This window comes from Thermus antranikianii DSM 12462 (genome assembly GCF_000423905.1).
In the GTDB taxonomy this organism is placed as follows: domain Bacteria; phylum Deinococcota; class Deinococci; order Deinococcales; family Thermaceae; genus Thermus; species Thermus antranikianii.
In genome coordinates, this window is sequence record NZ_KE384104.1 from 23498 (window position 1) to 44076 (window position 20579).

Sequence of the window (20579 nt, forward strand, 5' to 3'; positions counted from 1 at the left end):
CCCCCCTGGGCTTCCCCAGGGGGGTTCCTGGTGGAGCCGAGGGGATTCGAACCCCTGACCTCCTCAATGCCATTGAGGCGCGCTCCCAACTGCGCCACGGCCCCAAGCAACGCCTATGGTACCGAGGGAAGGGCGGTTTGTCAACGGGGCCAAAGGCCGATCAAAAGGGCTAAGGCCACGAAGATGACCCCCAGGATGACGGTGAGGCGGTAAAGCCCCCCGGTGACCCCGCGGGCGGAGAAGAGATCCGCGGAAGCCCCCATGAGGTCCCCGGCGCCCTGCTTGGGCTCCTGCACCAGGACCAGGTAGACCAAAAGCCCCGCCACGCCCAGGTAAAGAAGGATGACCAAGGTGTAAAGGAAGTCCATACCCCTACCACTTTAGCGCGGAGCGAAGGGCGTGTCCACCCGGGCGCGGTATAAAGAGGTGTGGAGCTTGCCGAGATCCATGCCGCCTACCGGCGCATCCGCCCCCACATCCACCGCACCCCCCTCCTCACCTCGAGGCTCTTGGATGAGCTACTGGGCAAGCGCCTGCTTCTAAAAGCCGAGCACCTGCAGAAGACGGGAAGCTTCAAGGCCCGGGGAGCGCTTTCCAAGGCCCTGGCCCTGGAAAACCCCAAGGGGCTTCTTGCGGTGAGTAGCGGCAACCACGCCCAGGGGGTGGCCTACGCCGCCCGGATCCTGGGGGTCAAGGCCCTCATCGTCATGCCCGAGGAAGCAAGCCCCTTTAAGAAGGAGGCGGCCCGGGCCTACGGGGCCCAGGTGGTGGACCAGGGGGTCACGGTGGAAAACCGGGAGGAGGTGGCCAGGGCCCTCCTGGAGGAAACCGGCTACGCCTTCATCCACCCCTTTGACGATCCCTTGGTCATGGCCGGCCAGGGCACCGCCGGGCTGGAGCTCATGGCCCAGGCGGGGGAGATGGGCCTTTTCCCGGAGGCGGTTCTGGTCCCGGTGGGGGGAGGAGGGCTCATCGCCGGGGTAGCCACGGCGGTGAAGGCCTTCTCCCCAAGCACCCTGGTCCTGGGGGTGGAGCCGGAAGGGGCGGACGACGCCCGAAGGAGCCTGGAAAAGGGTGAGATCGTGCGCCTCTCCCAGGCCCCCCAAACCCGGGCGGACGGGGTAAGGACCCTGGCTTTGGGCCAGCACACCTTCCCCATCCTGAAGAGGAAGGTGGACGCCATCCTCACCGTGAGCGAGGAGGCCATCCTGGAGGCCGAGGGCCTCCTCTTCACCCGCACGAAGCAGGTGGTGGAGCCCACCGGGGCCCTGCCCCTGGCGGCGGTGCTGGAGCATGGGGAAAGGCTTCCTCAGGTTCTGGCCCTCCTCCTCTCGGGGGGAAACCGCGGGTTTCCCGCCCTCCCCTAGGGCGGGGCTTATCCTTGAAAATTTGACATCGCGATGCTATATTTTCAAGGGTGATCCCCCGCCGCCTGCAACCGGTCCTCGAGGAGCGCCTAGGCCAGGTACCCGTGGTGGTGCTCACGGGAGCCCGGCAGGTGGGAAAGACCACCCTGGCCTTGGCGGTGGGGGATCGGCTTGGGGCCTTGTACCTGGACCTCGAGTCGGAAAGGGACAGGGGGAAGCTTGCGGCCCCGGAGCTCTACCTGGAGGACCATCTGGACCGCCTGGTCATCCTGGACGAGGTGCACCGGATGCCCGAGCTTTTCCCCGTCCTGAGGAGCCTGGTGGACCGGGCCCGGCGAAGGGGAAAGAGGTCCGGCCTCTACCTCCTCCTAGGGTCCGTGTCCCCGGAGGTTTCCCGCCAGGCAGGGGAAAGCCTGGCGGGCCGGGCCAGCTACCTGGAACTCTCCCCCCTGGATCCCCTGGAGGTGGACCCCAAGGAGCTGGAGCGCCTCTGGCTCCGGGGGGGCTTCCCCGAAAGCTTCCTGGCGCCAAGCGACGCCCAAAGCCTCCGCTGGCGGCAGGATTTCCTCCGCACCTACACGGAGCGGGAAATCCCCGCTTTGGGCGGCAGGTTGCCCGCGGAAACCCTACGCCGCCTCCTCACCATGCTGGCCCACCTCCAGGGCGAAACCCTCCGCCTCTCCCGCCTGGCGGGCAACCTGGGGCTGGACGGCAGAACCGTAAGCCGCTATCTGGACCACCTGGCGGACCTCTACCTCTTAAGGAGGCTTCCCCCTTACGAGGCCAATGTGGGCAAACGCCTGGTAAAAAGCCCCAAGCTTTACCTCCGGGATAGCGGCCTGGTCCACGCCCTCCTCGGCATCCACGACCGGGAAAGCCTCCTGGGCCATCCCGTGGTGGGGGCAAGCTGGGAAGGTTTCGTGGTGGAAAACCTGCTGCGGGTAGCACCGGAAGGGGCCTTAGGCTTTTTCTACCGCACCCATGCGGGGGCGGAAATCGACCTCCTCCTCCTCTTCCCCACGGGGACCCTGTGGGCCGTGGAGGTGAAGCGAAGCCTGGTACCCAAGCCCTCCCGGGGATTCCATCAGGCCCTGGCGGACCTCAGGCCCCAGGCTGCCTTTGTGGTGTACCCAGGGGAGGAAGCCTACCCGCTGGCCCCAGGAATCCTGGCCACCCCTTTACCCCAGTTGATGCGGCGGCTTTGGAGCCTGGCCACCCAAGGCGGGACTTCTTTCCCTGGAAAGGCGGAGTAAGCTTAGCCCGTGATCGTCAAGGAAGCGCTTCTACCCATAGAGGAAGTGGCGGGCAAGCTGGGCCTAAGCCGGGATAGGCTCTACCTCTACGGCCCCCACATGGCCAAGGTCCTGGGGGAGCCCCCTAAGGCCAAAGGGAAGCTGATCCTGGTCACCGCCATCACCCCCACCCCGGCCGGGGAGGGCAAGACCACCACCGCCATCGGCCTGGTGGACGCCCTATGGCGGCTTGGGAAAAGGGCGGCCTTGGCCCTGAGGGAGCCCTCCTTGGGCCCGGTTTTCGGGGTGAAGGGCGGGGCCACGGGAGGCGGCCGGGCCCGGGTGGAGCCCCGGCACGAGATCAACCTGCACTTCACCGGGGACTTCCATGCGGTGACCAGCGCGGTCAACCTCCTGAACGCCCTCCTGGACAACCACCTGCACCAGGGAAACGAGCTCGGGATCGACCCCAGGCGCATCGAGCTCAAGAGGGCCATCGACATGAACGACCGGGCCTTAAGGCACATCGTCCTGGGCCTGGGGGGCAAGGCCCACGGGGTGCCCCGGGAGGGAGGGTTTGAGCTCACCGTGGCCAGCGAGGTCATGGCCCTCATGAGCCTGGCCCGGGACTTCAAGGACTTAAAGAAGCGCCTGGGAAGGATCCGGGTGGGCTTCACCTACGGGGGGAAGCCCGTCTACGCCCAGGACCTGGGGGCGGTGGGGGCCATGGCCGCCCTTTTACGGCAGGCCTTCCTCCCCAACCTGGTGCAGACGGCGGAGGGGAACCCCGCCTTCATCCACATGGGGCCTTTCGGCAACATCGCCCACGGCACCAACTCCCTGAGGGCAAGCCTCTTCGCCTTGGGCCTGGCGGACTACGTGGTGCAGGAGGTGGGGTTTGCCACGGATCTCGGCATGGAGAAGTTCATGAACGTGGTGGCCCGCACCACGGGCCTGGTCCCCGAGGCGGTGGTGCTGGTGGCCACCCTCCGGGCCCTCCGCTACCACGGGGGGCAGGATGCCTACGAGATGCCGGACCCCCAGGCGGTGGTGAGGGGCCTCGCCAACCTGGAAAAGCACGTGGAGAACGTGGAGGTATTCGGCTTCAAGCCGGTGATCGCCCTGAACCGCTTCCCCACGGACGCCGAGGAGGAGATCGCCCTGGTGCGGGAGTTCGCCCGGGAACGCGGCCTGCCCTTCGCCCTAAGCGAGGTCTACGCCAAAGGGGGGGAAGGGGGGTTGGAGCTGGCGGAGAGGGTCCTCGAGGCCCTCTCCCTGCCCCACGCCTACCGGCCCCTCTATCCCCTGGAGATGCCCCTCGAGGACAAGGTGGAAACCATCGCCACCCGCATCTACGGGGCGGAGGGGGTGGAGTGGAGCGAGGAGGCCAAGAAAGCCCTCAAGGCCGCCAAGAAGGAGGGGTGCGAGGCCCTCCCCGTGGTCATGGCCAAAGCGGCCACCTCCCTTTCCGACAACCCCAGGCTCCGGGGAAGGCCCCAAGGCTTTAGGGTGCGGGTCACGGACCTGAGGTGCCGGTTTGGGGCGGGGTTCGTGGTGGTCTACATGGGAGGGATCGAGACCCTGCCCGGCCTGCCCAAGGTACCCCAGGCCCTGGGGATCGACGTGGACGAGGAGGGGAACATCCGGGGGATGGACTACTAAAATCACCCCACCCTGGCTTCGCCAGGGTGGGGACCCCAGTTCGGAAACGCAAGGGCCGGGCTATACCCCGTACCCGTCCGCCCGCTGCTTCTCCACGGGAAGCCCCGTGGCCCCGTGGAAGGCCTCCACCTCCTCCAGGAAGCGGCGGAAGAGGTAGAGGGCGTCGTGGGGCCCGGGGGCGGCCTCGGGGTGGTACTGCACGGAGAAGACGGGATAGCGGGCGTGGGCCATGCCCTCGAGGGTCCCGTCGTTCAGGTTGATGTGGGTGGGCCTGAACTCCTTCAGGGAGTCGATGTCCACCGCATAGCCGTGGTTCTGGCTGGTGATCTCGATCTTCCCGGTGAGGAGGTTCTTCACCGGGTGGTTGGCCCCCCGGTGGCCGAACTTCATCTTGTAGGTGCGCCCCCCCGCGGCCAGGGCCAGGAGCTGGTGCCCCAGGCAGATGCCGAAGGTGGGAAGTAGCCCCATGAGCTTCCAGATGGTCTCGTGGGCGTAGCGGGGCATGGAGGGGTCCCCGGGGCCGTTGGAGATGAGAAGCCCGTGGGGCTCCAGGGCCATGATCTGGCTCGCCGGGGTTTTCCCCGGCACCACCAGGATCTCGAAGCCCAAAGCGGCCAGGTTCTCCACGATGGCGTGCTTGATACCGAAGTCCATGACCACGATGCGCCGCCCCGACTTCAGGGTGGGCCAGGCGTAGGGCAAGGGGGTGGAGACCTCGGGGGTCATGTCCCGCCCGTCGATGTCCGTCCAGGCCTTGGCCTCCTGGCGGAGGGCCTCGAGCTCCTCGGGGGTGAAGGCGTGCTGGGGATCCCCGAAAAGGCTGGCGTGGGCGATGGTACCCTTGAGCACCCCCCCTTCGCGGATCTTGCGCACCAGGGCCCGGGTGTCGATCCCCTCGATCCCCACCACCCCGTAGAACTCCATGAACTCCTTAAGGGTCTGCTGGGCCCTGGGGTTGGAGGCGATGCGGCTGAACTCCTTGGCCACGAAGCCCTTCACCCAGGGGCGGTTGGACTGCATGTCGTAGACGTTGACCCCGTAGTTGCCCTGGTGGGGGTAGGTCATGACCACGATCTGCCCGTGGTAGCTGGGATCGGTCATGATCTCCTGGTAGCCGGTCTGGGCGGTGTTGAAGACCACCTCCCCCACCGTCTTCCCCCGGGCCCCGAAGGCGTAGCCGTGGTAGACGGTGCCGTCCTCCAGGACCAAAACCGCCCGTTCCTTCACTCCAGCCATTCCTCCTCCTCAATCCCGGCTTGTTTGAGGATGCGCTTCAAAAGGTCCACGCTGATCTCACCCCGATGGGGATTGGGCAGGATCAAGCGCACGGAACCCCGCACCATGAATTGGTGCCGACCCCCCGTGTAAGGCCCAGCAAATCCCAAAGCTTTAAGCCTCGCCACCAGCTCCCTCCGAGAAACAGGCCTAAGCCGCCTCGCCATGGGGCAGTTCGATGCGGACCTCGCCCAGGGGCGGAGGGGTTTCACCCCGGGAAAGCAGGAAGAGAAGCCAGTCCTCGAGGGCCGCCTGCAGGTTGGCCTCGCATTCTCTTAGGCTTTTGCCCGTGGCCCATACCCCGGGCAGGTCCGGAACCTCCCCATAGTAGGGCTCCTCGTCCTGGATGAGCTCGTAGCGGGCCCGGGCCATGGCCTCCTCCAAGTAGCGGGTCAAGGTGCCCATCCCATCCATTCTAGCCGCCAAAGGCCCCCGGGGAAAGGTGCTTGATGACGGCGATCTCCCGGCAGTTCTCGTAGAAGGGGCAGGCGTTGCACTCGCTCCACACCTTGGGGGGCAGGGCCTCCCGGGTGGTGACCTGGTAGCCCAAGGAGCGGAAGAAGCCCACCTGAAGCGTCCAGGCGAAGACCCGGGGTAGGCCCAGATCCCGGGCCTCCCGCTCCGCTCCCAGGACCAACCAGCGCCCAAGCCCTTCCCCCTGCCTGCTGGGGTGCACCGCCAGGCCCCTGATCTCCGCCAGATCCCGCCAGAGCACGTGCAGGGCCACGGTGCCCACGATGTTCCCGTCCTCGTCCTCGAGGACCTGGAAGTCGCGGATGTTCTCGTAGAGGTGGCTGTGGCTCCTGACCAGCATCAGGCCCTTCTCCGCCCAGTAGCGGATGAGCCAGTAGATGGCGTCCACATCGCTCAGCCTGGCCTTCCTGAGCTCCACCCCCGCCTGGCGCCGCACCTCGGGCAGGGTAACCGTGGAGAGTTCGATTCCTGTCTCAAGCAAGGCCCACCTCCTTCTTGGCCTCCTGGATCCTCTCCCGCACCGCCTCGGGGGCCGTGCCCCCGAAGGAATTGCGCCGATGGATAGCGGATTCCAGCTGGAGAAGCGGCAGGGCATCCTCGGCGAAGAGGGGGTGGTGGGCCCTGAGCTCCTCCAGGGTCAGGTCCTTCAAGGCCCTTCCCTCCTCCACAAGCCTTCGCACCAGGCGCCCCACCACGTGGTGGGCCTCCCGGAAGGGAAGCCCCTTTTCCGCCAGGTAGTCGGCGAGCTCCGTGGCCAAGGCATAGCCCTCCTCCGCCGCCCGCCACATCCTCTCCCGCCGCCACCTAAGCCCAGGAAGAAGGGCGGTGAGGAGCTTAAGGCTATCCCGGTAGGTGGCGAGGGCATCCAGAAGGGGTTCCTTGTCCTCCTGCAGGTCCTTGTTGTAGGCGAGGGGCAGGCCCTTCACCACGGTGGAGAGGGCCACCAGGGCCCCTAAGACCCTTCCCGCCTTGGCCCGGATGAGCTCCAGGATGTCCGGGTTCTTCTTCTGGGGCATGATGGAAGAGCCGGTGGCGAAGGCATCCGGGACCTCCACGAAGGCGAACTCCTCGGTGCTATAGAGGATGAGTTCCTCCGCCATCCGGGAGAGGTTCAGCATGCCGATGTTGAGAGCGGAAAGCACCTCCAGGGCGAAGTCCCGGCTCGCCACCGCATCCAAGGAGTTCCGCATGGGAGCGGAAAAGCCAAGCTCCCGCGCGGTGTAGTGGCGGTCTATGGGGAAGCCCGTCCCCGCCAGGGCCGCAGCCCCCAGGGGGCTTTCGTTAAGGCGCTCCCTGGCGTCCCTCAGCCTTCCCGCATCCCGGAGAAGCATCTCGTAGTAGGCCAAAAACCAGTGGGAAAGCAAGATGGGCTGGGCCCGCTGCAGGTGGGTGTAGCCGGGAAGGACGTAAAGGGGCTCGAGGTGCCGCTCGGCCTCCCGCACCAGAACCCGGCGCAGGTCCAGAAGGAGGGAGAGAAGCTCGTCTATGGCCCCCCGCAGGAAAAGCCGGAGATCGGTGGCCACCTGGTCGTTCCGGCTCCTCGCCGTGTGGAGCTTGCCCCCGGGTGGACCCACGAGTTCGATGAGGCGGGCCTCCAGGTTCATGTGCACGTCCTCAAGCTCCTCCCGCCAGGGGAAGGTGCCCGCCTCGATCTCCCGCTCGATCTGGTCCAGGCCCTCGAGGATGGCCCTTAGCTCCTCCTCGGTGAGAAGGCCCACCCGGTGGAGCATCTGGGCGTGCACCCGGTTCTGCCAGAGGTCCTCCCGCCAAAGGGCCCGGTCGAAGGAAAGGGAGGCGTTGAAGCGGGCCGCCAGCTCGCTTGGGCCCTCGGCGAAGCGGCCACCCCAGGTCCTATGCGCCATGGCCCTTCCCTTCCCCCTCGTTCCCTGACGGCAAAGCCTCCACCAAGGCCCGTACCCTGAGCCTTAGGGCGTTGATCCGGATGAAGCCCTCGGCGTCCTTCTGGTCGTAGCCCCCGAGCTCGTCGAAGGAAACCAGGTCCTTCTGGTAGAGGCTTTTGGGGGCCTTCCTCCCCACCACGTAGACGTTTCCCTTGTAGAGCTTCAGCCGGGCCACCCCGGTGACCGCCTGGGCCACGTGGTCGAAGTAGGCCTGGAGGGCCTCTCGCTCCGGGGCGTACCAGAAGCCGTAGTAGACGAGCTCGGCGTACTTGGGGGCAAGCTGGTCCCGCTGGTGGAGCACCTCCCGGTCCAGGGTGAGGCTTTCCACCGCCCGGCGGGCGTGGTAGAGGATGGTCCCCCCCGGGGTTTCGTAGACCCCCCGGGACTTCATGCCCACGAAGCGGTTCTCCACCAGGTCCACCCGGCCCACCCCGTGGCGGCCCCCGATCTCGTTGAGCCTTTGCAGCAGGGCTGCCGGGGAGAGCCTTTCCCCGTTCACCGCCACGGGATCCCCCCGCTCAAACTCCACCTCCACGTACTCCGGGGCATCGGGGGCTTCCTCGGGGTCCACGGTCATGCGGAACATCCCCTTGGGGGGTTCGGCCCAGGGGTCCTCGAGGACCCCTCCCTCGTAGGAAATATGCAGGAGATTGGCGTCCATGGAATAAGGTTTCTCCTGGGTCACGGGAACGGGGATGCCGTGGGCCTCCGCATAGGCGATCATCTCCTGCCGGCCCTTAAAGCTCCACTCCCGCCAGGGGGCGATCACCCGGATGCCGGGCTTCAGGGCGTAGGCGGTGAGCTCAAAGCGCACCTGGTCGTTGCCCTTGCCCGTGGCCCCGTGGGCGATGGCCTCCGCCCCTTCCTCCTCGGCGATCCTCACCAGGTACTTGGCGATGAGGGGCCGGGCGATGGAGGTGCCGAGGAGGTAGTACCCCTCGTACACCGCGCCCGCGCGGAACATGGGGAAGACGAAGTCCCGCACGAACTCTTCCCTTAGGTCCAGGGCGATGGCCTTGGAGGCCCCGGTCCTGAGGGCCTTTTGCCGGGCCTCCTCCACCTCCTCCCCCTGGCCGATGTCCGCGGTGAAGGCGATGACCTCGGCCTTGTAGGTTTCCTTGAGCCACTTGAGGATGATGCTGGTATCCAGCCCGCCGGAGTATGCCAGGACGATCTTCATGCCAACCCCTAGTCTACCCCCTCGAGGGGGGTATGCATAAGTATACAATCCCTGGCCAGGCAGGTCCTAGCCAGGGGTTCAACGGATGGATCACAGGTGGATGGCCTTTTCCCAGGCGGCCAGGGCGGCTTCCTTGAGGATCTCGGAGAGGGAGGGATGGGCGTGGGGGGCCCGGCCCAGGTCCTCCGCGCTGGCCTTGAAGAAGATGGCCAAGGCCGCCTCGGCCAGGACATCCCCCACCCGGGCCCCAATCCCGTGGACCCCCAGGATGCGGTCGGTCTTGGCGTGGGCCAGGACCTTGACGAAGCCCTCCGTCTCCCCCATGGCCCGGGCCCGGCCCGAGGCGGAGTAGGGGAAGCGGCCCACCTTATAGGGGATCCCTTTGGCCTTGAGCTCCTCCTCCGTGTACCCCACCCCCGCCACCTCGGGGTGGGTGTAGACCACGCTGGGGATGGCCAGGTAGTCCACGTGGCCGTACCCCTTGGCCATGTGCTCCACGGCGGCGATCCCCTCCTCGCTGGCCTTGTGGGCCAGCATGGGCCCCGGCACCACATCCCCGACGGCGTAGATGTGGGGGACGCGGGTCCTGAGGTGCTCGTCCACGGGGATCCGCCCCTTCTCGTCGGTGGCAAGGCCTGCCCTTTCCAGGTCCAGGCCCTCGGTGTAGGGCCTGCGGCCCACGGCGAGAAGCACCCTATCGGCGGTGAGGACCTCTCCCCCCTCCAGCTCCACCCGGGCCCCCCGGCCCTCGGGGCGCACCGCCTTCACCTTGACCCCGGTGCGGATCTCAAGCCCCTCCTTCCGGAAGACCTTCTCCGCCGCCCTGGATAGCTCGGCGTCCAGGGTGGGGAGGATGCGGTCCAGGTACTCCAGGATGAGGACCTCCGCCCCCAGGCGATGCCATACCACCCCGAGCTCCAAGCCGATGACCCCGCCCCCCACCACGATGAGGCGGCCCGGCACCTCCGGGAAGGAAAGGGCCTCGGTGGAGGTCACCACCCGCTTTCCATCCACCTCCGCCCAGGGGGGGATGAGGGGGGCACTCCCCGTGGCGATGAGGAAGTAGCGGGCGGAAAGCTCCTCCCCGGTTTCCTCCACCAAAACCTTCCGGTCCGAGAGGAAGCGGGCCCTTCCCAGGTGGCGGATGATGCCGTTTTTCTTGAAGAGGAACTCGATCCCCTGGGCGTTGGCCTGGACCACCTTGTCCTTGTGGGCGAGAAGGGCGGGGAGGTCCACCTCGAGGCCCTGCACCCTAGCCCCGATCAAGCCCTTTTTCACCTCGTAGATGCGCTCGGTGGTTTCCAAAAGGGCCTTGGAGGGAATGCACCCCACCCTTAAGCAAGTGCCCCCCAGGGCCTTCTCCTTCTCCACCACCCCCACCCTCATCCCCAGCTGGGCGGCCCGGATGGCGGCCACGTACCCCCCGGGCCCCGCCCCGATCACCAACAGGTCGTAGGCCTCCACGCTAAACCTCCAGCATCAGGCGCACGGGGTTTTCCACCAGCTCCTTGACCCGCCTCAGGAAGGTCACCGCCTCCCGGCCGTCCACGATGCGGTGGTCGTAGGAAAGGGCCAGGTACATCATGGGCCGGATCACCACCTGCCCCTCCCGGACCACGGGCCTTTCCTGGATGGCGTGCATGCCCAGGATGCCCACCTGGGGTGGGTTGAGGAGGGGGGTGGAGTTGAGGGAGCCGTACACCCCCCCGTTGGTGATGGTGAAGGTGCCCCCCATGAGCTCCTCGGGCTTCAGCTTCTTGGTGCGGGCCCTTTCGGCGAAGTCCGCGATCTGGCGCTCGATCTCGGCGAAGGAAAGCCGGTCGGCATCCCGGATGACCGGCACCACCAGCCCCTCTCCCCCGCCCACGGCCACCCCGATGTCGTAGTAGCGGTGGTAGAGGATGGTGTTGTCCCGGATCTCGGCGTTGAGCTCGGGGATCTCCTTGAGGGCCTGGACCACCGCCTTCACGAAGAAGCTCATGAAGCCCAGCTTCACCCCGTGCTTCTTCTGGAAGGCCTCCCCGAGCTCCTTCCTCAAGGCGATGATGGCGGACATGTCCGCCTCGTTGAAGGTGGTGAGCATGGCGGTGGTCTGCCGCACCATGAGGAGCCTCTCCGCGATGCGGCGGCGCAAGGGGCTCATGGGCACCGCCTCGCTCACCCGCCAGGGGCGGTCGGCCGGGGGTTGGGCGGGAAGCGGCGCGGGCTCCGGCATCCGGGGGGGCACCGCCTGGGGCGGGGCCTGCTTGGCCCTCTCCTCCAGGTGGCGCTCCACGTCCTCCTTGAGGATCCGCCCGCCCAGGCCCGTGCCCACCACCTCCCCTGGGGATACCCCCGCCTCCCGCAAAACCCGCTCCGCGGCGGGCATGGCCAGGGGCTCCTGGGGCTCGGGTGCCTGGGGTACCGCGGCCTCGGGCTCAGGCCGGGGAAGCCCCTCCCCCGAGGCCTTAAGGAGGGCGATGGCCTCCCCCACCCTGGCGGTTTCCCCGGTGCGCTTCAGGATCCGCTCCAGGGTTCCCGCAAAGGGGGCGGGGAGCTCCAGGGTGGCCTTGTCGGTGATGAGCTCCACCAGGGGCTCATCCTGGGCAAAGCCTTCCCCTTCCTTCTTCAGCCAGGCGCCGATCTCCACTTCCACGATGGACTCGCCCACGGAGGGCACTTTCAGTTCCTGCACCGTCTACCTCCTCACTTAAAGGCTTCCTCAAGAAGCGCTTCCTGCTCCTCTTTGTGCACCTTGGAGGAACCCACGGCGGGGCTTGGGGACTCCGGCCGGGCCACCACGCTGAAGGGGTGGCCGTAGATCTCCCCGCAGAAGCGGGCGGAGAGGTACCACCAGGCCCCCTGGTTCACCGGTTCCTCCTGGACGTAGACCACCGGGGTCTTCTTGGGGTAGAAGCCCAGGGCCTCCTTGAGCTCGGCCTCGGGGAAGGGGTAGAGGAGCTCAAGCCGCACCAGGGCCACGTCCTCCGCCCCCACCTCCCTCCGCTTTTGCAGGAGGTCGTAGTAGACCTTCCCCGAGGTGAGAAGGACCTTCCTGGCCCCCTTGACCCTCTCGGGGATGACCTTCTGGAAGCGCCCCTGGGCAAGCTCCTCCAGGCTGGAGACCACCTCGGGGTGGCGGAGGAGGCTTTTGGGGGTGAGGACCACGAGGGGCTTGCGGATGGGGCGCTTCACCTGGCGGCGGAGGAGGTGGAAGAACTGGGCGGGGGTGGTGGGGTAGGCCACCTGGAGGTTGTCCTTGGCCCCAAGCTGCAGGAAGCGCTCCAGCCGGGCGGAGGAGTGCTCGGGGCCCTGGCCCTCGAGGCCGTGGGGCAGGAGGAGGACCAGGCCGGAAAGCCGGTTCCACTTAGCCTCGGCGCTGGCCAGGAACTGGTCGATGTAGACCTGCGCCACGTTGACGAAGTCCCCAAACTGGGCCTCCCAGAGGACCAGGGCCTCGGGGTAGTCCAGGCTGTACCCGTACTCAAACCCCAGCACCCCGGCCTCGGAGAGGGGGGAGTTGTAGATCTCCACCTCCGCCTGCCCCTCGGCCAGGTGCTGCAAGGGGATGTAGGGCCTTCCCGTCTGGTAGTCGTACAGGGCGGCGTGGCGCTGGGTGAAGGTGCCCCTTAGGGCATCCTGCCCCGTGAGGCGCACCCGGTGCCCCTCGGCAGCCAAGGAGGCGAAGGCCAAGGCCTCGGCCGCCGCCCAGTCCAGGGGGCGCTTGGCCTCGGCCATCTCCTTTCGGGCCTCGAGGAACCGCTTCAGCTTGGGATGCACCTGGAAGCCCTCGGGCACGGTGCTCAGGCGGAGAAGGAGTTCCTTTAGCGCCTCCAGGGGCACCCCGGTATCCACCTCGGGCACCAGGTGGTCGGGCCCGCCCACGTACCCCTGCCAGATGCCGGAAAGCCCGTGGGGCACCACGGGGCCCGGCTCCGCCTTGACCCGGGCGAACTCGCTCTCCAGGTTCGCCAGGTAGGCTTCCTCCTTGGCTTTAAGCTCCCCTTCCGCCACCACCCCTTCGGCAAGGAGCCTCTCCGCATAGACCCTCCAGGGCTCGGGCTTTTTGGAGATGAGGGCGTACATGGAGGGCTGGGTGAAGGTGGGCTCGTCCGTCTCGTTGTGGCCCCGGCGGCGGTAGCCCACCAGGTCGATGACCACGTCCTTGCCGAAGCGCTGGCGGTACTCCAGGGCCAGGCCCAGCACGAACCAGAGCTCGTCCAGGGCCTCGGCGTTCACGTGGAAGACGGGAGCCCCCACCATCTTGGCGATGTCCGTGGGGTAGCGGCAGGAGGTGTACTCCTCGGGCAGGGTGGTGAAGCCCAGCTGGTTGTTGGCCACCACATGGAGGGTCCCTCCCACCCGGTAGCCGGGAAGCCGGGAGAGGTTCAGGGTCTCCTGGACGATGCCCTCCCCGATGAAGGCCGAGTCCCCGTGGACCAGGATGGCCAGGCCCCTCTTCCGCTCCCGGTCGCCGAAGCGGTCCTGCTTGGCCCGAAGCCTCCCCAGGGTCACGGGGTTCACGAACTCCAGGTGGCTGGGGTTGAAGTTGAGGGAAACGTGCACCTTCCCGTAGGGGGTGGTGAGGTCGTTGGAGAAGCCCAGGTGGTACTTCACATCCCCCGAGTAGCCCTCGGGGAAGATCTCCTCGAACTCGCGGAAGATGCGCTCAAAGGGCTTGCCCACCACGTGGGCCAGAACGTTGAGCCGCCCCCGGTGGGCCATGCCCAGGACCACCTCCCTGACCCCGTGGCGGGCGGCTTCCTCCACCGCCTCTAAGAGAAGGGGAACCAGGCTTTCCAGGCCCTCGAGGCTGAAGGTCTTGGCCCCCAGGTACTTGCGTTGCAGGAAGGCTTCAAAGAGGCTCGCCTGCATGAGGCGCTCCAGCATGCGCCGGCGCACCTCGCGGGGAGGCTTGGGCCAGGGGGCCTCGATGCGGGAAAGAAGCCAGGCCCGCTCCTCGGGCTCGGTATGGACCACCTCAAACCCCACCGGGCCCAGGTAAACCTCCTCCAGGCGGCCCAAGAGGTCCCCCAGGGTGGGGGCGCCGAAGAAGGGGGGAAGGGACCTAAAGAGATCCTCCCGGGAAAGGCCGTGGGCCTCCAGGGAAAGCTCCTTGGGCCTAGGCCGCTCCCGCCCCAAGGGGTCTATGCGGGCCGCCAGGTGACCAAGCTCCCTGTAGGCCTGAACCAGGCGCTCCACCTTGAGGAGGAAGGCCAGGTCCACCGCCTCGGCCAGGGGAGCGGGGGTGGCTCGTCGGCCGTCCTCGAGGGGTTCTCTTCGGGAACCCTCCAGGGCGAGGGCGGAAAAGTAGCGGCGCCACTCCTCCGGCAGGGAGAAGGGATCCTCCAGATAGGCCCGGTAGAGGGCCTCCAGGTAGCCTTGGCTTTCCAACGTGAGCTCCATCCTACCTCCCAAGAAGGGGGCGTATACCCCCTTCATCTACGCTACACCAAAAAGCGGTGTAGGTGCTTTAGGACCTTTACAATAGGGCCATGGTCCTGAAGGAGAGACAGGAAGGCGTCCTTATCCTCAGCCTAAACCGGCCGGAAAAGCTGAACGCCATAACCGGTGCCCTGCTGGACGAACTCTACCAAGTCCTAAAGGAGGCCCAGGAAGACCCCGGGGTCCGGGCCCTCCTCCTCACGGGGGCCGGGCGGGCCTTCTGTGCGGGGCAGGACCTGGGGGAGTTCGGGGAGGGCAAGCCCGACTACGAGGCCCACCTCCGCCGCTACAACCGGGTGGTGGAGGCTCTGGCGGGGCTGGAGAAGCCCCTGGTGGTGGCGGTGAACGGGGTGGCGGCGGGAGCGGGGATGAGCCTGGCCCTTTGGGGCGACCTGCGCCTGGCGGCCCTGGAGGCCAGCTTCACCCCCGCCTTCGTGCGCATCGGCCTGGTGCCGGACTCGGGGATGAGCTTTATCCTGCCCCGGCTGGTGGGGTTCGCCAAGGCCCAGGAACTCCTCCTCCTCTCCCCCAGGCTTTCCGCCGAGGAGGCCCAGGCCCTCGGCCTGGTGCACCGGGTGGTGCCGGGGGAAAGGCTTTTGGAGGAGGCCCTGGCCCTGGCCCGGGAGCTGGCCCAGGGGCCCACCCGGACCTACGCCCTCACCAAGAAGCTCCTTTTGGAAACCTACCGGCTTTCCCTCACGGAGGCCCTGGCCCTCGAGGCCATCCTCCAGGGGGAGGCCGGGCGCACCCAGGACCACGAGGAGGGGGTAAGGGCCTTTAGGGAAAAGCGCCCGCCCAGGTTCGTGGGCCGATGATCCGCTACCTCAAGGGCACGGTCCTGAAGAGGGAGGAAGGGGGGTTTCTCCTTTTGGTGAATGGGGTGGGCTTCCTGGTGCAAGCCCCCCAGACCCTTCTGCAAAGCCTCAAAGAGGGCCAGGAGGTGGCGGTCCACACCCATCTTCAGCTCCGGGAGGAGGGCCTGTTTCTTTATGGCTTCCCTGACGAGGAAAGCCTCCTCCTCTTTGAGCTCCTCCTTTCCGTGAGCGGGGTGGGGCCCAAGGTGGCCCTCTCCCTTCTCTCCGCCCTCACCCCCAGGCTTCTGGCCCAGGCCCTGGCCCAGGGGGACCTGCGCCTCCTCACCGCGGCAAGCGGGGTGGGGAAAAGGCTTGCCGAGCGGATCGCCCTGGAGCTCAAGGGGAAGGTGCCCCCAAGCCTCCTCACCGGGCAAAAGGTGGAAAGCCAGGCGGCGGAGGAGGCCATCCTGGCCCTCACCGCCTTGGGCTTCAAGGAGGGCCAGGCCCGGGGGGTGGTCCTGGACCTCCTGGCCAAGCGCCCCTCGGCCAACGCCCAGGAGCTCATCAAGGAGGCCCTGAAGCGGTTGCGCTAGGCTAGAGTTCGTCCAACGCCTCCCTGGGGGTGCGGCGGGCGGCCAGGTAACCCCCCTCCCTCAGAACCAGGGGGAAGAGCACCTCCCAGGGCCCCTCGAGGGCCAAAAGCCCCTCCCCCTGGAAGACCCTCGCCCCCTCGGGCGGGCCTCCCTCCAGGCCGAAGGGGAACAGGGCCAAAAACCCCTCCCCTGGCTCCCCCTCCCCATGGTCCAGGTAAAGGGCCACGGGCTCCAGAAACCCCATGAGGCGGGTGCGGTGCATCTCCCGCCTCAGGGCCTGCAGGGCCTTAAGGTGGGATGCCCCCTGCCAGAGGAGGAAGTCGGCCTCGGGGGAAAGCCCCACCAGGCTGTAGACCCGGAGGAAACCCTCCTTTTCCTGCCAGCGGGCCAGGAACTGGGCGAACTCCTCTTTAAGGTGCTCCTGGTGCTCGGCCTCGAGGCGGCGGAACTCCGGCAAAAGCCTATAGAGGCTAAACCCCCAAAGGCGCGGCATGCCTCACCCCACCTCCAGGAAGCGGGCCAGGGCCTCTTGGCTGAGGCGCTTGCCCACGTAGAAGGGCCCGAACTCGCCAAAGCGGGCGGATACCTCGTCAAAGCGCATCTCGTACACGATCTTCTTGAACTGGATGGGGTCCTCGCTAAAGAGGTCCACCCCCCACTCCCAGTCGTCCAGGCCCTGGGCCCCGCTGATCACCTGCAAGACCTTGCCCTGGTACTTCCTTCCCGTTTCCCCGTGGGCCTTCATGAGCTCCGCCCGCTCCTTGGCGGGGAGGAGGTACCAGTTGTCCTGGCCCTGGCGGCGCTTGTTCATGGGGTAGAAGCAGACGTAGCCCGTCTTGGGCAGCCTGGGGGTCAGGCGGGGCTTGATGTAGGGGGCTTCGGGATCCAAAGGCCCGGTCTGGCTCCCCAGCTCCACCACCGAGTAAAACCCGTAGGCGGGGCTTAGGTAGCGGGCGAAAAGGCTCTTGTTGAGCCTGGCCTCCACCTCCAGGAGGGCATCCAGGCTCTCCCTCAGGTTCAGGAAGAGGAGGTCGGCCTTGTGGGTGATCACCTGGTACACGCCGAAGGACCCCTTGCCCTCCGCCTCTACCTTTTCCCACTCCCCCAGGATTTCCGAAAGCTCCCCCCAGGCGGCCTGCCGTTCCTCCTTGGGGGCGGAGAACCAGGCGGCATGGTCCAGGCGGCGGAAGTCGTGAAGGATGTGCCAGCCCTCGAGGGTAAAGGTGGGCTCAGGAATGTGACCTCCCATGCCCCCAATATACCCGGGGATATACTCCCACCATGGTGGCCCTACACGTAGCCCTCGCCCTCCTTCTGGCCTGGCTTTTAGGCCTCTACGGAGCCAGAGCCCTGAACGCCCTGGGGCGCCTCACCCCCACGGAGCGGGACGACCGCTTCTTCCGGGCCCTCGGCTTCCTCTGGTGGGGGGTGGTGGTCCTCCTGGCCCTGAGCTACCTGGCCCACGCCCTCGCCTGGCCCCTGGAGCCCCTGGCCACCTGGGGGAAGGCCCTCGCCCAGTGGCTGGGAAGCCGGGGCCTGGCCATCCTGGCGGTGATGGGCCTCACCCTGGTGGCCTACCGCCTCGTGCCCCTCCTCCTCGCCCGGCTTCCCGAGCCCGAAGGGGAGCTCACCCGGGAGGCGGTGCGGCGCAAAACCTTAAGGGCGGTGGCGGAGTCGGTGCTAAGGGTAAGCATCGTGGTGATCGGCGGCCTCTTTATGCTCTCCAACCTGGGCTTCAACGTCACCGCCCTCCTGGCGGGGGCCGGGGTGGTGGGCCTGGCCATCAGCTTCGCTGCCCAGAACCTGATCCGGGACTTCATCAACGGATTTTTCATCCTTCTGGAGGATCAGTACGGGGTAGGGGATATCGTGCTCATCAACGGGGTGGGGGGGCAGGTGGAGCGCTTCAACCTGCGCCTCACCGTGCTCCGGGACCTGGAGGGCCGGGTCCACTTCATCCCCAACTCCGAGGTCCGCCAGGTGACGGTCCTCACCCAGGAGTGGAGCCGGGCGGTGGTGGACGTGGGCGTGGCCTACAAGGAGGACCTGGACCGGGTTTTGGAGGTATTCCGAGACGAGGTGGCCCGCTTCCACCAGGACCCGGAGTGGCAAGACCGGTTCACCGAACCCCCGGAGGTCCTGGGGGTGCAGGACCTGGGAAACAGCGCCGTGGTCATCCGGGTCCTCTTCAGCACCAAGCCCGCCCAGCAGTGGGCCGTGGCCCGGGAGTTCCGCCGCCGCATCAAAAACCGCCTGGACCGGGAGGGGATCGAGATCCCCTACCCCCACCAGAAGCTCTACTTCGGCGAACCCCTTAGGCTGGAGAAGGGAGCGTAAGGATGCCGGACGTCTACGGAACCATCCTGGAGGCCATCCACCCCCACCTGGGGGCCAGGGCCGAGGCGGTATTGGAGGAGGGGCTAAAACGCCTGGGCAAACGGCCCTCCGAGCTCACCCCAGCGGATGGGGCCCACCTCCTAAAGGGCCTGGTCTACCGCGAGCTCCAGGCCCGCATGCGCCCGGAGGAGGCCAGGCGGTTGGTGGAGGGGGTCCTGGCCAAGATAGAAGGCCAGGGTGCCAGGCTGGCCAAGCTGGAACAGGGCTTGAAGCGCTTCGGGCTCTATGTGGACTGGCCGGAGGTGGCCCGGCTCCGAGCCCTGGTCAACCGCCTGCGCCAGTCCCCGGACCCTGGGCTTCTGGCGGAGGGGGAAGAGCTTTTAGAAGCCCTGGACGAGAAGATGGAGGAGGCCCTCTTGCGCCAGGCCAAGGACCTGGCCCACCTGGAGGAGGCCCTGGAAAGGGTGCGCCACCTGGGAGGGCCCAAGGTGCGGCGGCTGGAAAGCCTGGTGGAAACCATCCGCCAGGCCCAGAAGGAGGGCATCCTGGCCCAGGCGGAGGTGGAGCGGGCCCGGAGCCTGGCCCTGGAGCTAAGGAAGTTCCTGGAGTCCAGCGCCGTCAAGACCCCTACCTTGCCGGAGATCATCTTTGAAACCCAGGAAACCCCCCCGGAGACCCCACCCCAGGCGGAAACGCCCTCCCATCCCTCCGACGTCTTCCTCACCGTGGAGGAAGCCTCCGACCTGGAAGGGGAGCTCGTGGTGGACCTCGAGGCCCTTTCCCAGGAGGCCAGCCAGAGGATCCTGGCCCTGGAGGTGGAGGAGGAGAAGCGCAAGCTGGAAGAGCTCTTAAGCCGCTTCGCCCCCCTGGTGGAACGGGCCACGGTAAGCCCCCTTCTCGCCGAGGTCCAGGCCCTTCTGGATGCGGGCACCCCCGTGGGGGAAAAGCTCAAAGCCCTGGAGGAAGCCTTCCAGGAGGCCGAGAGAAACCTCCGGGCCGAGAAGCGGGCCCGCCTGATCCAGCTTCAGGAGGCCCTGCGCCTCCTCTCCCTGCCCGAGGAAGCCAAGCTCCCCCTAGAGCGGGCCTTGCAGCTGGCGGAGGAAACCCTGGAGGAGGGAGGCTACCCCGACCTCCTTCCCCTGGAGGAGGAGCTCAGGCGCCTGGAGGAGGAGGCCCGGCGCAAGGCGGAGGAGGAAAAGCGCCTCCTCCAGGAAAAGGAAGCCCTGGTGGAGGAGCTAAAGGAAAAGGGCGAGGCCTTCCGCCCCCTCCTGGAAGAACTGAAGGCGCTCCCCCTAGAAGCCCTTCCCCAAAGGCTTCCCGAGGTGCGGGCCCGGTATGCCGAGCTCCTCAAGGCCCAAGGGGAGGAGGCCGCCCTAAGGGCCAAGCTCACCGAGGCGGCTAAGGCCCTGGAGGCCCTAAAGCCCGAGGCCCTGGCCCTGGGCCTAAAGGAGAAGGTGGCCGAGGCGGAAGCCCTCCTGGCCCAGGGGAGCCTTCCCGACCTGGGGTCCTTACGGAAGAGCCTGGAGGAGGCCAAGGCTCAGGCCCGGCAGGAAGCCCTTTTAGAGCTGGGCCGCCTTCAGGCCCTGGCGGAGCGCTTCCGCGGCTTTGGGGGGGAAGGGGTCTTGCGGGCCATCGCCGAGGAAAAGGGCAAGCCCCTCCCCGACCCTACCCCCATTGCCCGGGCCCTGGAGGCCTTAAAGCGGCGGATGGAGGTGAAGCGGGAGGAGCTCACCACCCGCCTCACCGCCTTCTTCCAGGCTTACGCCCGCCTCGAGGGGTTCCAAAGCGAAACGGGCCGCCGCCTAAAGGCCCTTTTACCGGTGCTGAGAAGCGCCCAGGAAAAGCTTCCCCGCCTAGGACCCCAAGGCCTCCTCCAGGTGGAAAGAACCCTAAGCCAGGCGGAGGCCCTTCTCCGGGAACTGGAAAGGGAGCAAGAGGCCGCCAAGGCGGTGCTCCAAGAGATCAGAGAGATCAGAGGCGAGGAGATCGAGGCCCTCCTCGGGGTCTTCGACCAGGGCAGAACCCCGGCCCAGGCAAAGGCGCCGGAGACACCCTCCCCCAAGGTGCTCGAGGCGGACCTCGCCCCCTTGCGCCTTCCCGGGGTGGAGGTGCTGGGCTACCTGGGGGGGGCCTTGCCCCTGCCCAAGGAACCCCTGGAGGCTCTGGTCCAAGCCCTGGACCAGCTGGATAAAAGCCTGGGCCAGACCCGGGGGCCTGCGGCCATCCTCCTGGGGGAAAAGGCCTTGGTCCTGGCCCCCCGCAAGGGCCGCACCCTGGTGGCCCTGCTGGAAAAGACCAGCCTATCCGCCTTCCTCCTGGAACTCACCTCCTAGGGGTGCT

General features: G+C 67.2%; 19 protein-coding genes and 1 tRNA gene. 7 read left to right on the forward strand and 13 right to left on the reverse strand.

Annotation, left to right across the window (positions count from 1 at the left end):
• Positions 1-28: 28 nt before the first annotated feature.
• Positions 29-104, reverse strand: a tRNA-Ala gene (locus G584_RS0111330).
• A gap of 36 nt (positions 105-140) precedes the next feature.
• Positions 141-368 (reverse strand): preprotein translocase subunit SecG, encoded by a 228-nt coding sequence (gene secG, locus G584_RS0111335; protein ID WP_019551217.1) that lies wholly within the window; start codon positions 366-368, stop codon positions 141-143.
• A 60-nt stretch (positions 369-428) separates the two neighbouring features.
• On the opposite strand from secG, the gene G584_RS0111340 reads away from it, so the two are divergent.
• The 3 genes from G584_RS0111340 to G584_RS0111350 are packed head-to-tail and all read left to right on the forward strand — an operon-like array spanning position 429 to position 4261.
• The gene (locus tag G584_RS0111340; RefSeq protein ID WP_028494687.1) at positions 429-1367 is read left to right on the forward strand and encodes a threonine/serine dehydratase family protein; all 939 of its coding nucleotides are present in this window, start codon (positions 429-431) and stop codon (positions 1365-1367) included.
• 50 nt (positions 1368-1417) lie between these two features.
• On the forward strand, positions 1418-2620 hold the full coding sequence (locus G584_RS12310) for an ATP-binding protein (RefSeq protein WP_038051213.1): 1203 nt from the start codon (positions 1418-1420) through the stop codon (positions 2618-2620).
• Between the two features lie 9 nt (positions 2621-2629).
• A complete protein-coding gene (locus G584_RS0111350) occupies positions 2630-4261 on the forward strand; it encodes a formate--tetrahydrofolate ligase (RefSeq protein WP_028494688.1) in 1632 nt (543 codons plus the stop codon).
• 60 nt (positions 4262-4321) lie between these two features.
• Here G584_RS0111350 and carA read toward each other — a convergent pair whose 3' ends face one another.
• From carA to G584_RS0111395, 9 genes are all read right to left on the reverse strand, one after another.
• Positions 4322-5497 (reverse strand): glutamine-hydrolyzing carbamoyl-phosphate synthase small subunit, encoded by a 1176-nt coding sequence (gene carA / locus G584_RS0111355; RefSeq protein ID WP_028494689.1) that lies wholly within the window; start codon positions 5495-5497, stop codon positions 4322-4324.
• Positions 5485-5703 carry a type II toxin-antitoxin system HicA family toxin gene (locus tag G584_RS0111360; protein WP_028494690.1) on the reverse strand — a complete coding sequence of 73 codons (219 nt, stop codon included), beginning with the start codon at positions 5701-5703 and terminating at the stop codon, positions 5485-5487. Before G584_RS0111360 ends, carA begins: the two co-directional genes overlap by 13 nt.
• Positions 5687-5950, reverse strand: a complete 264-nt coding sequence (locus G584_RS0111365; RefSeq protein ID WP_028494691.1) for a type II toxin-antitoxin system HicB family antitoxin — start codon at positions 5948-5950, stop codon at positions 5687-5689. The genes G584_RS0111360 and G584_RS0111365 overlap by 17 nt, the downstream gene beginning before the upstream one ends.
• A gap of 1 nt (position 5951) precedes the next feature.
• Positions 5952-6491 carry an N-acetyltransferase gene (locus tag G584_RS0111370; protein ID WP_028494692.1) on the reverse strand — a complete coding sequence of 180 codons (540 nt, stop codon included), beginning with the start codon at positions 6489-6491 and terminating at the stop codon, positions 5952-5954.
• Complete coding sequence (gene argH, locus G584_RS0111375) at positions 6484-7872, reverse strand: argininosuccinate lyase (protein WP_028494693.1); 1389 nt, start codon at positions 7870-7872, stop codon at positions 6484-6486. The genes G584_RS0111370 and argH overlap by 8 nt, the downstream gene beginning before the upstream one ends.
• Positions 7862-9091, reverse strand: coding sequence for an argininosuccinate synthase (locus G584_RS0111380; protein WP_028494694.1), 1230 nt, complete (start codon positions 9089-9091; stop codon positions 7862-7864). Before G584_RS0111380 ends, argH begins: the two co-directional genes overlap by 11 nt.
• 90 nt (positions 9092-9181) lie before the next feature.
• Positions 9182-10555, reverse strand: coding sequence for a dihydrolipoyl dehydrogenase (lpdA, locus tag G584_RS0111385; RefSeq protein WP_028494695.1), 1374 nt, complete (start codon positions 10553-10555; stop codon positions 9182-9184).
• A gap of 1 nt (position 10556) precedes the next feature.
• Positions 10557-11765: a 2-oxoglutarate dehydrogenase complex dihydrolipoyllysine-residue succinyltransferase gene (odhB, locus tag G584_RS0111390; protein WP_028494696.1), complete on the reverse strand. Its 1209-nt coding sequence runs from the start codon at positions 11763-11765 to the stop codon at positions 10557-10559.
• 11 nt (positions 11766-11776) lie between these two features.
• Entirely contained in the window at positions 11777-14476 is a 2700-nt protein-coding gene (locus tag G584_RS0111395) for a 2-oxoglutarate dehydrogenase E1 component (RefSeq protein ID WP_028494697.1), read from the reverse strand.
• A gap of 89 nt (positions 14477-14565) precedes the next feature.
• Between G584_RS0111395 and G584_RS0111400 the strand changes: the two genes are divergently transcribed.
• Positions 14566-15330 carry an enoyl-CoA hydratase-related protein gene (locus G584_RS0111400; protein ID WP_028494698.1) on the forward strand — a complete coding sequence of 255 codons (765 nt, stop codon included), beginning with the start codon at positions 14566-14568 and terminating at the stop codon, positions 15328-15330.
• Entirely contained in the window at positions 15327-15902 is a 576-nt protein-coding gene (ruvA, locus tag G584_RS0111405) for a Holliday junction branch migration protein RuvA (protein WP_028494699.1), read from the forward strand. The genes G584_RS0111400 and ruvA overlap by 4 nt, the downstream gene beginning before the upstream one ends.
• Before the next feature lies 1 nt (position 15903).
• Here ruvA and G584_RS0111410 read toward each other — a convergent pair whose 3' ends face one another.
• Complete coding sequence (locus G584_RS0111410) at positions 15904-16395, reverse strand: chlorite dismutase family protein (RefSeq protein WP_028494700.1); 492 nt, start codon at positions 16393-16395, stop codon at positions 15904-15906.
• A 3-nt stretch (positions 16396-16398) separates the two neighbouring features.
• On the reverse strand, positions 16399-17151 hold the full coding sequence (gene hemQ / locus G584_RS0111415) for a hydrogen peroxide-dependent heme synthase (protein ID WP_028494701.1): 753 nt from the start codon (positions 17149-17151) through the stop codon (positions 16399-16401).
• Positions 17152-17183: 32 nt separating this feature from the next.
• Between hemQ and G584_RS0111420 the strand changes: the two genes are divergently transcribed.
• The gene (locus G584_RS0111420) at positions 17184-18239 is read left to right on the forward strand and encodes a mechanosensitive ion channel family protein (RefSeq protein WP_028494702.1); all 1056 of its coding nucleotides are present in this window, start codon (positions 17184-17186) and stop codon (positions 18237-18239) included.
• A gap of 2 nt (positions 18240-18241) precedes the next feature.
• A complete protein-coding gene (locus tag G584_RS0111425) occupies positions 18242-20572 on the forward strand; it encodes a coiled-coil domain-containing protein (RefSeq protein ID WP_028494703.1) in 2331 nt (776 codons plus the stop codon).
• Positions 20573-20579: the final 7 nt, after the last annotated feature.

Bases quoted from the DNA above. Each gene is read 5' to 3' on its own strand.
- G584_RS0111425 (WP_028494703.1), top strand. From the start codon at position 18,242: ATGCCGGACGTCTACGGAACCATCCTGGAGGCCATCCACCCCCACCTG.
- carA (WP_028494689.1), bottom strand. From the start codon at position 5,497: ATGGCTGGAGTGAAGGAACGGGCGGTTTTGGTCCTGGAGGACGGCACC.
- G584_RS0111410 (WP_028494700.1), bottom strand. From the start codon at position 16,395: ATGCCGCGCCTTTGGGGGTTTAGCCTCTATAGGCTTTTGCCGGAGTTC.
- G584_RS0111365 (WP_028494691.1), bottom strand. From the start codon at position 5,950: ATGGATGGGATGGGCACCTTGACCCGCTACTTGGAGGAGGCCATGGCC.
- G584_RS0111400 (WP_028494698.1), top strand. From the start codon at position 14,566: ATGGTCCTGAAGGAGAGACAGGAAGGCGTCCTTATCCTCAGCCTAAAC.
- argH (WP_028494693.1), bottom strand. From the start codon at position 7,872: ATGGCGCATAGGACCTGGGGTGGCCGCTTCGCCGAGGGCCCAAGCGAG.
- ruvA (WP_028494699.1), top strand. From the start codon at position 15,327: ATGATCCGCTACCTCAAGGGCACGGTCCTGAAGAGGGAGGAAGGGGGG.
- G584_RS0111360 (WP_028494690.1), bottom strand. From the start codon at position 5,703: ATGGCGAGGCGGCTTAGGCCTGTTTCTCGGAGGGAGCTGGTGGCGAGG.
- hemQ (WP_028494701.1), bottom strand. From the start codon at position 17,151: ATGGGAGGTCACATTCCTGAGCCCACCTTTACCCTCGAGGGCTGGCAC.
- secG (WP_019551217.1), bottom strand. From the start codon at position 368: ATGGACTTCCTTTACACCTTGGTCATCCTTCTTTACCTGGGCGTGGCG.
- G584_RS0111380 (WP_028494694.1), bottom strand. From the start codon at position 9,091: ATGAAGATCGTCCTGGCATACTCCGGCGGGCTGGATACCAGCATCATC.
- G584_RS0111420 (WP_028494702.1), top strand. From the start codon at position 17,184: ATGGTGGCCCTACACGTAGCCCTCGCCCTCCTTCTGGCCTGGCTTTTA.
- G584_RS0111395 (WP_028494697.1), bottom strand. From the start codon at position 14,476: ATGGAGCTCACGTTGGAAAGCCAAGGCTACCTGGAGGCCCTCTACCGG.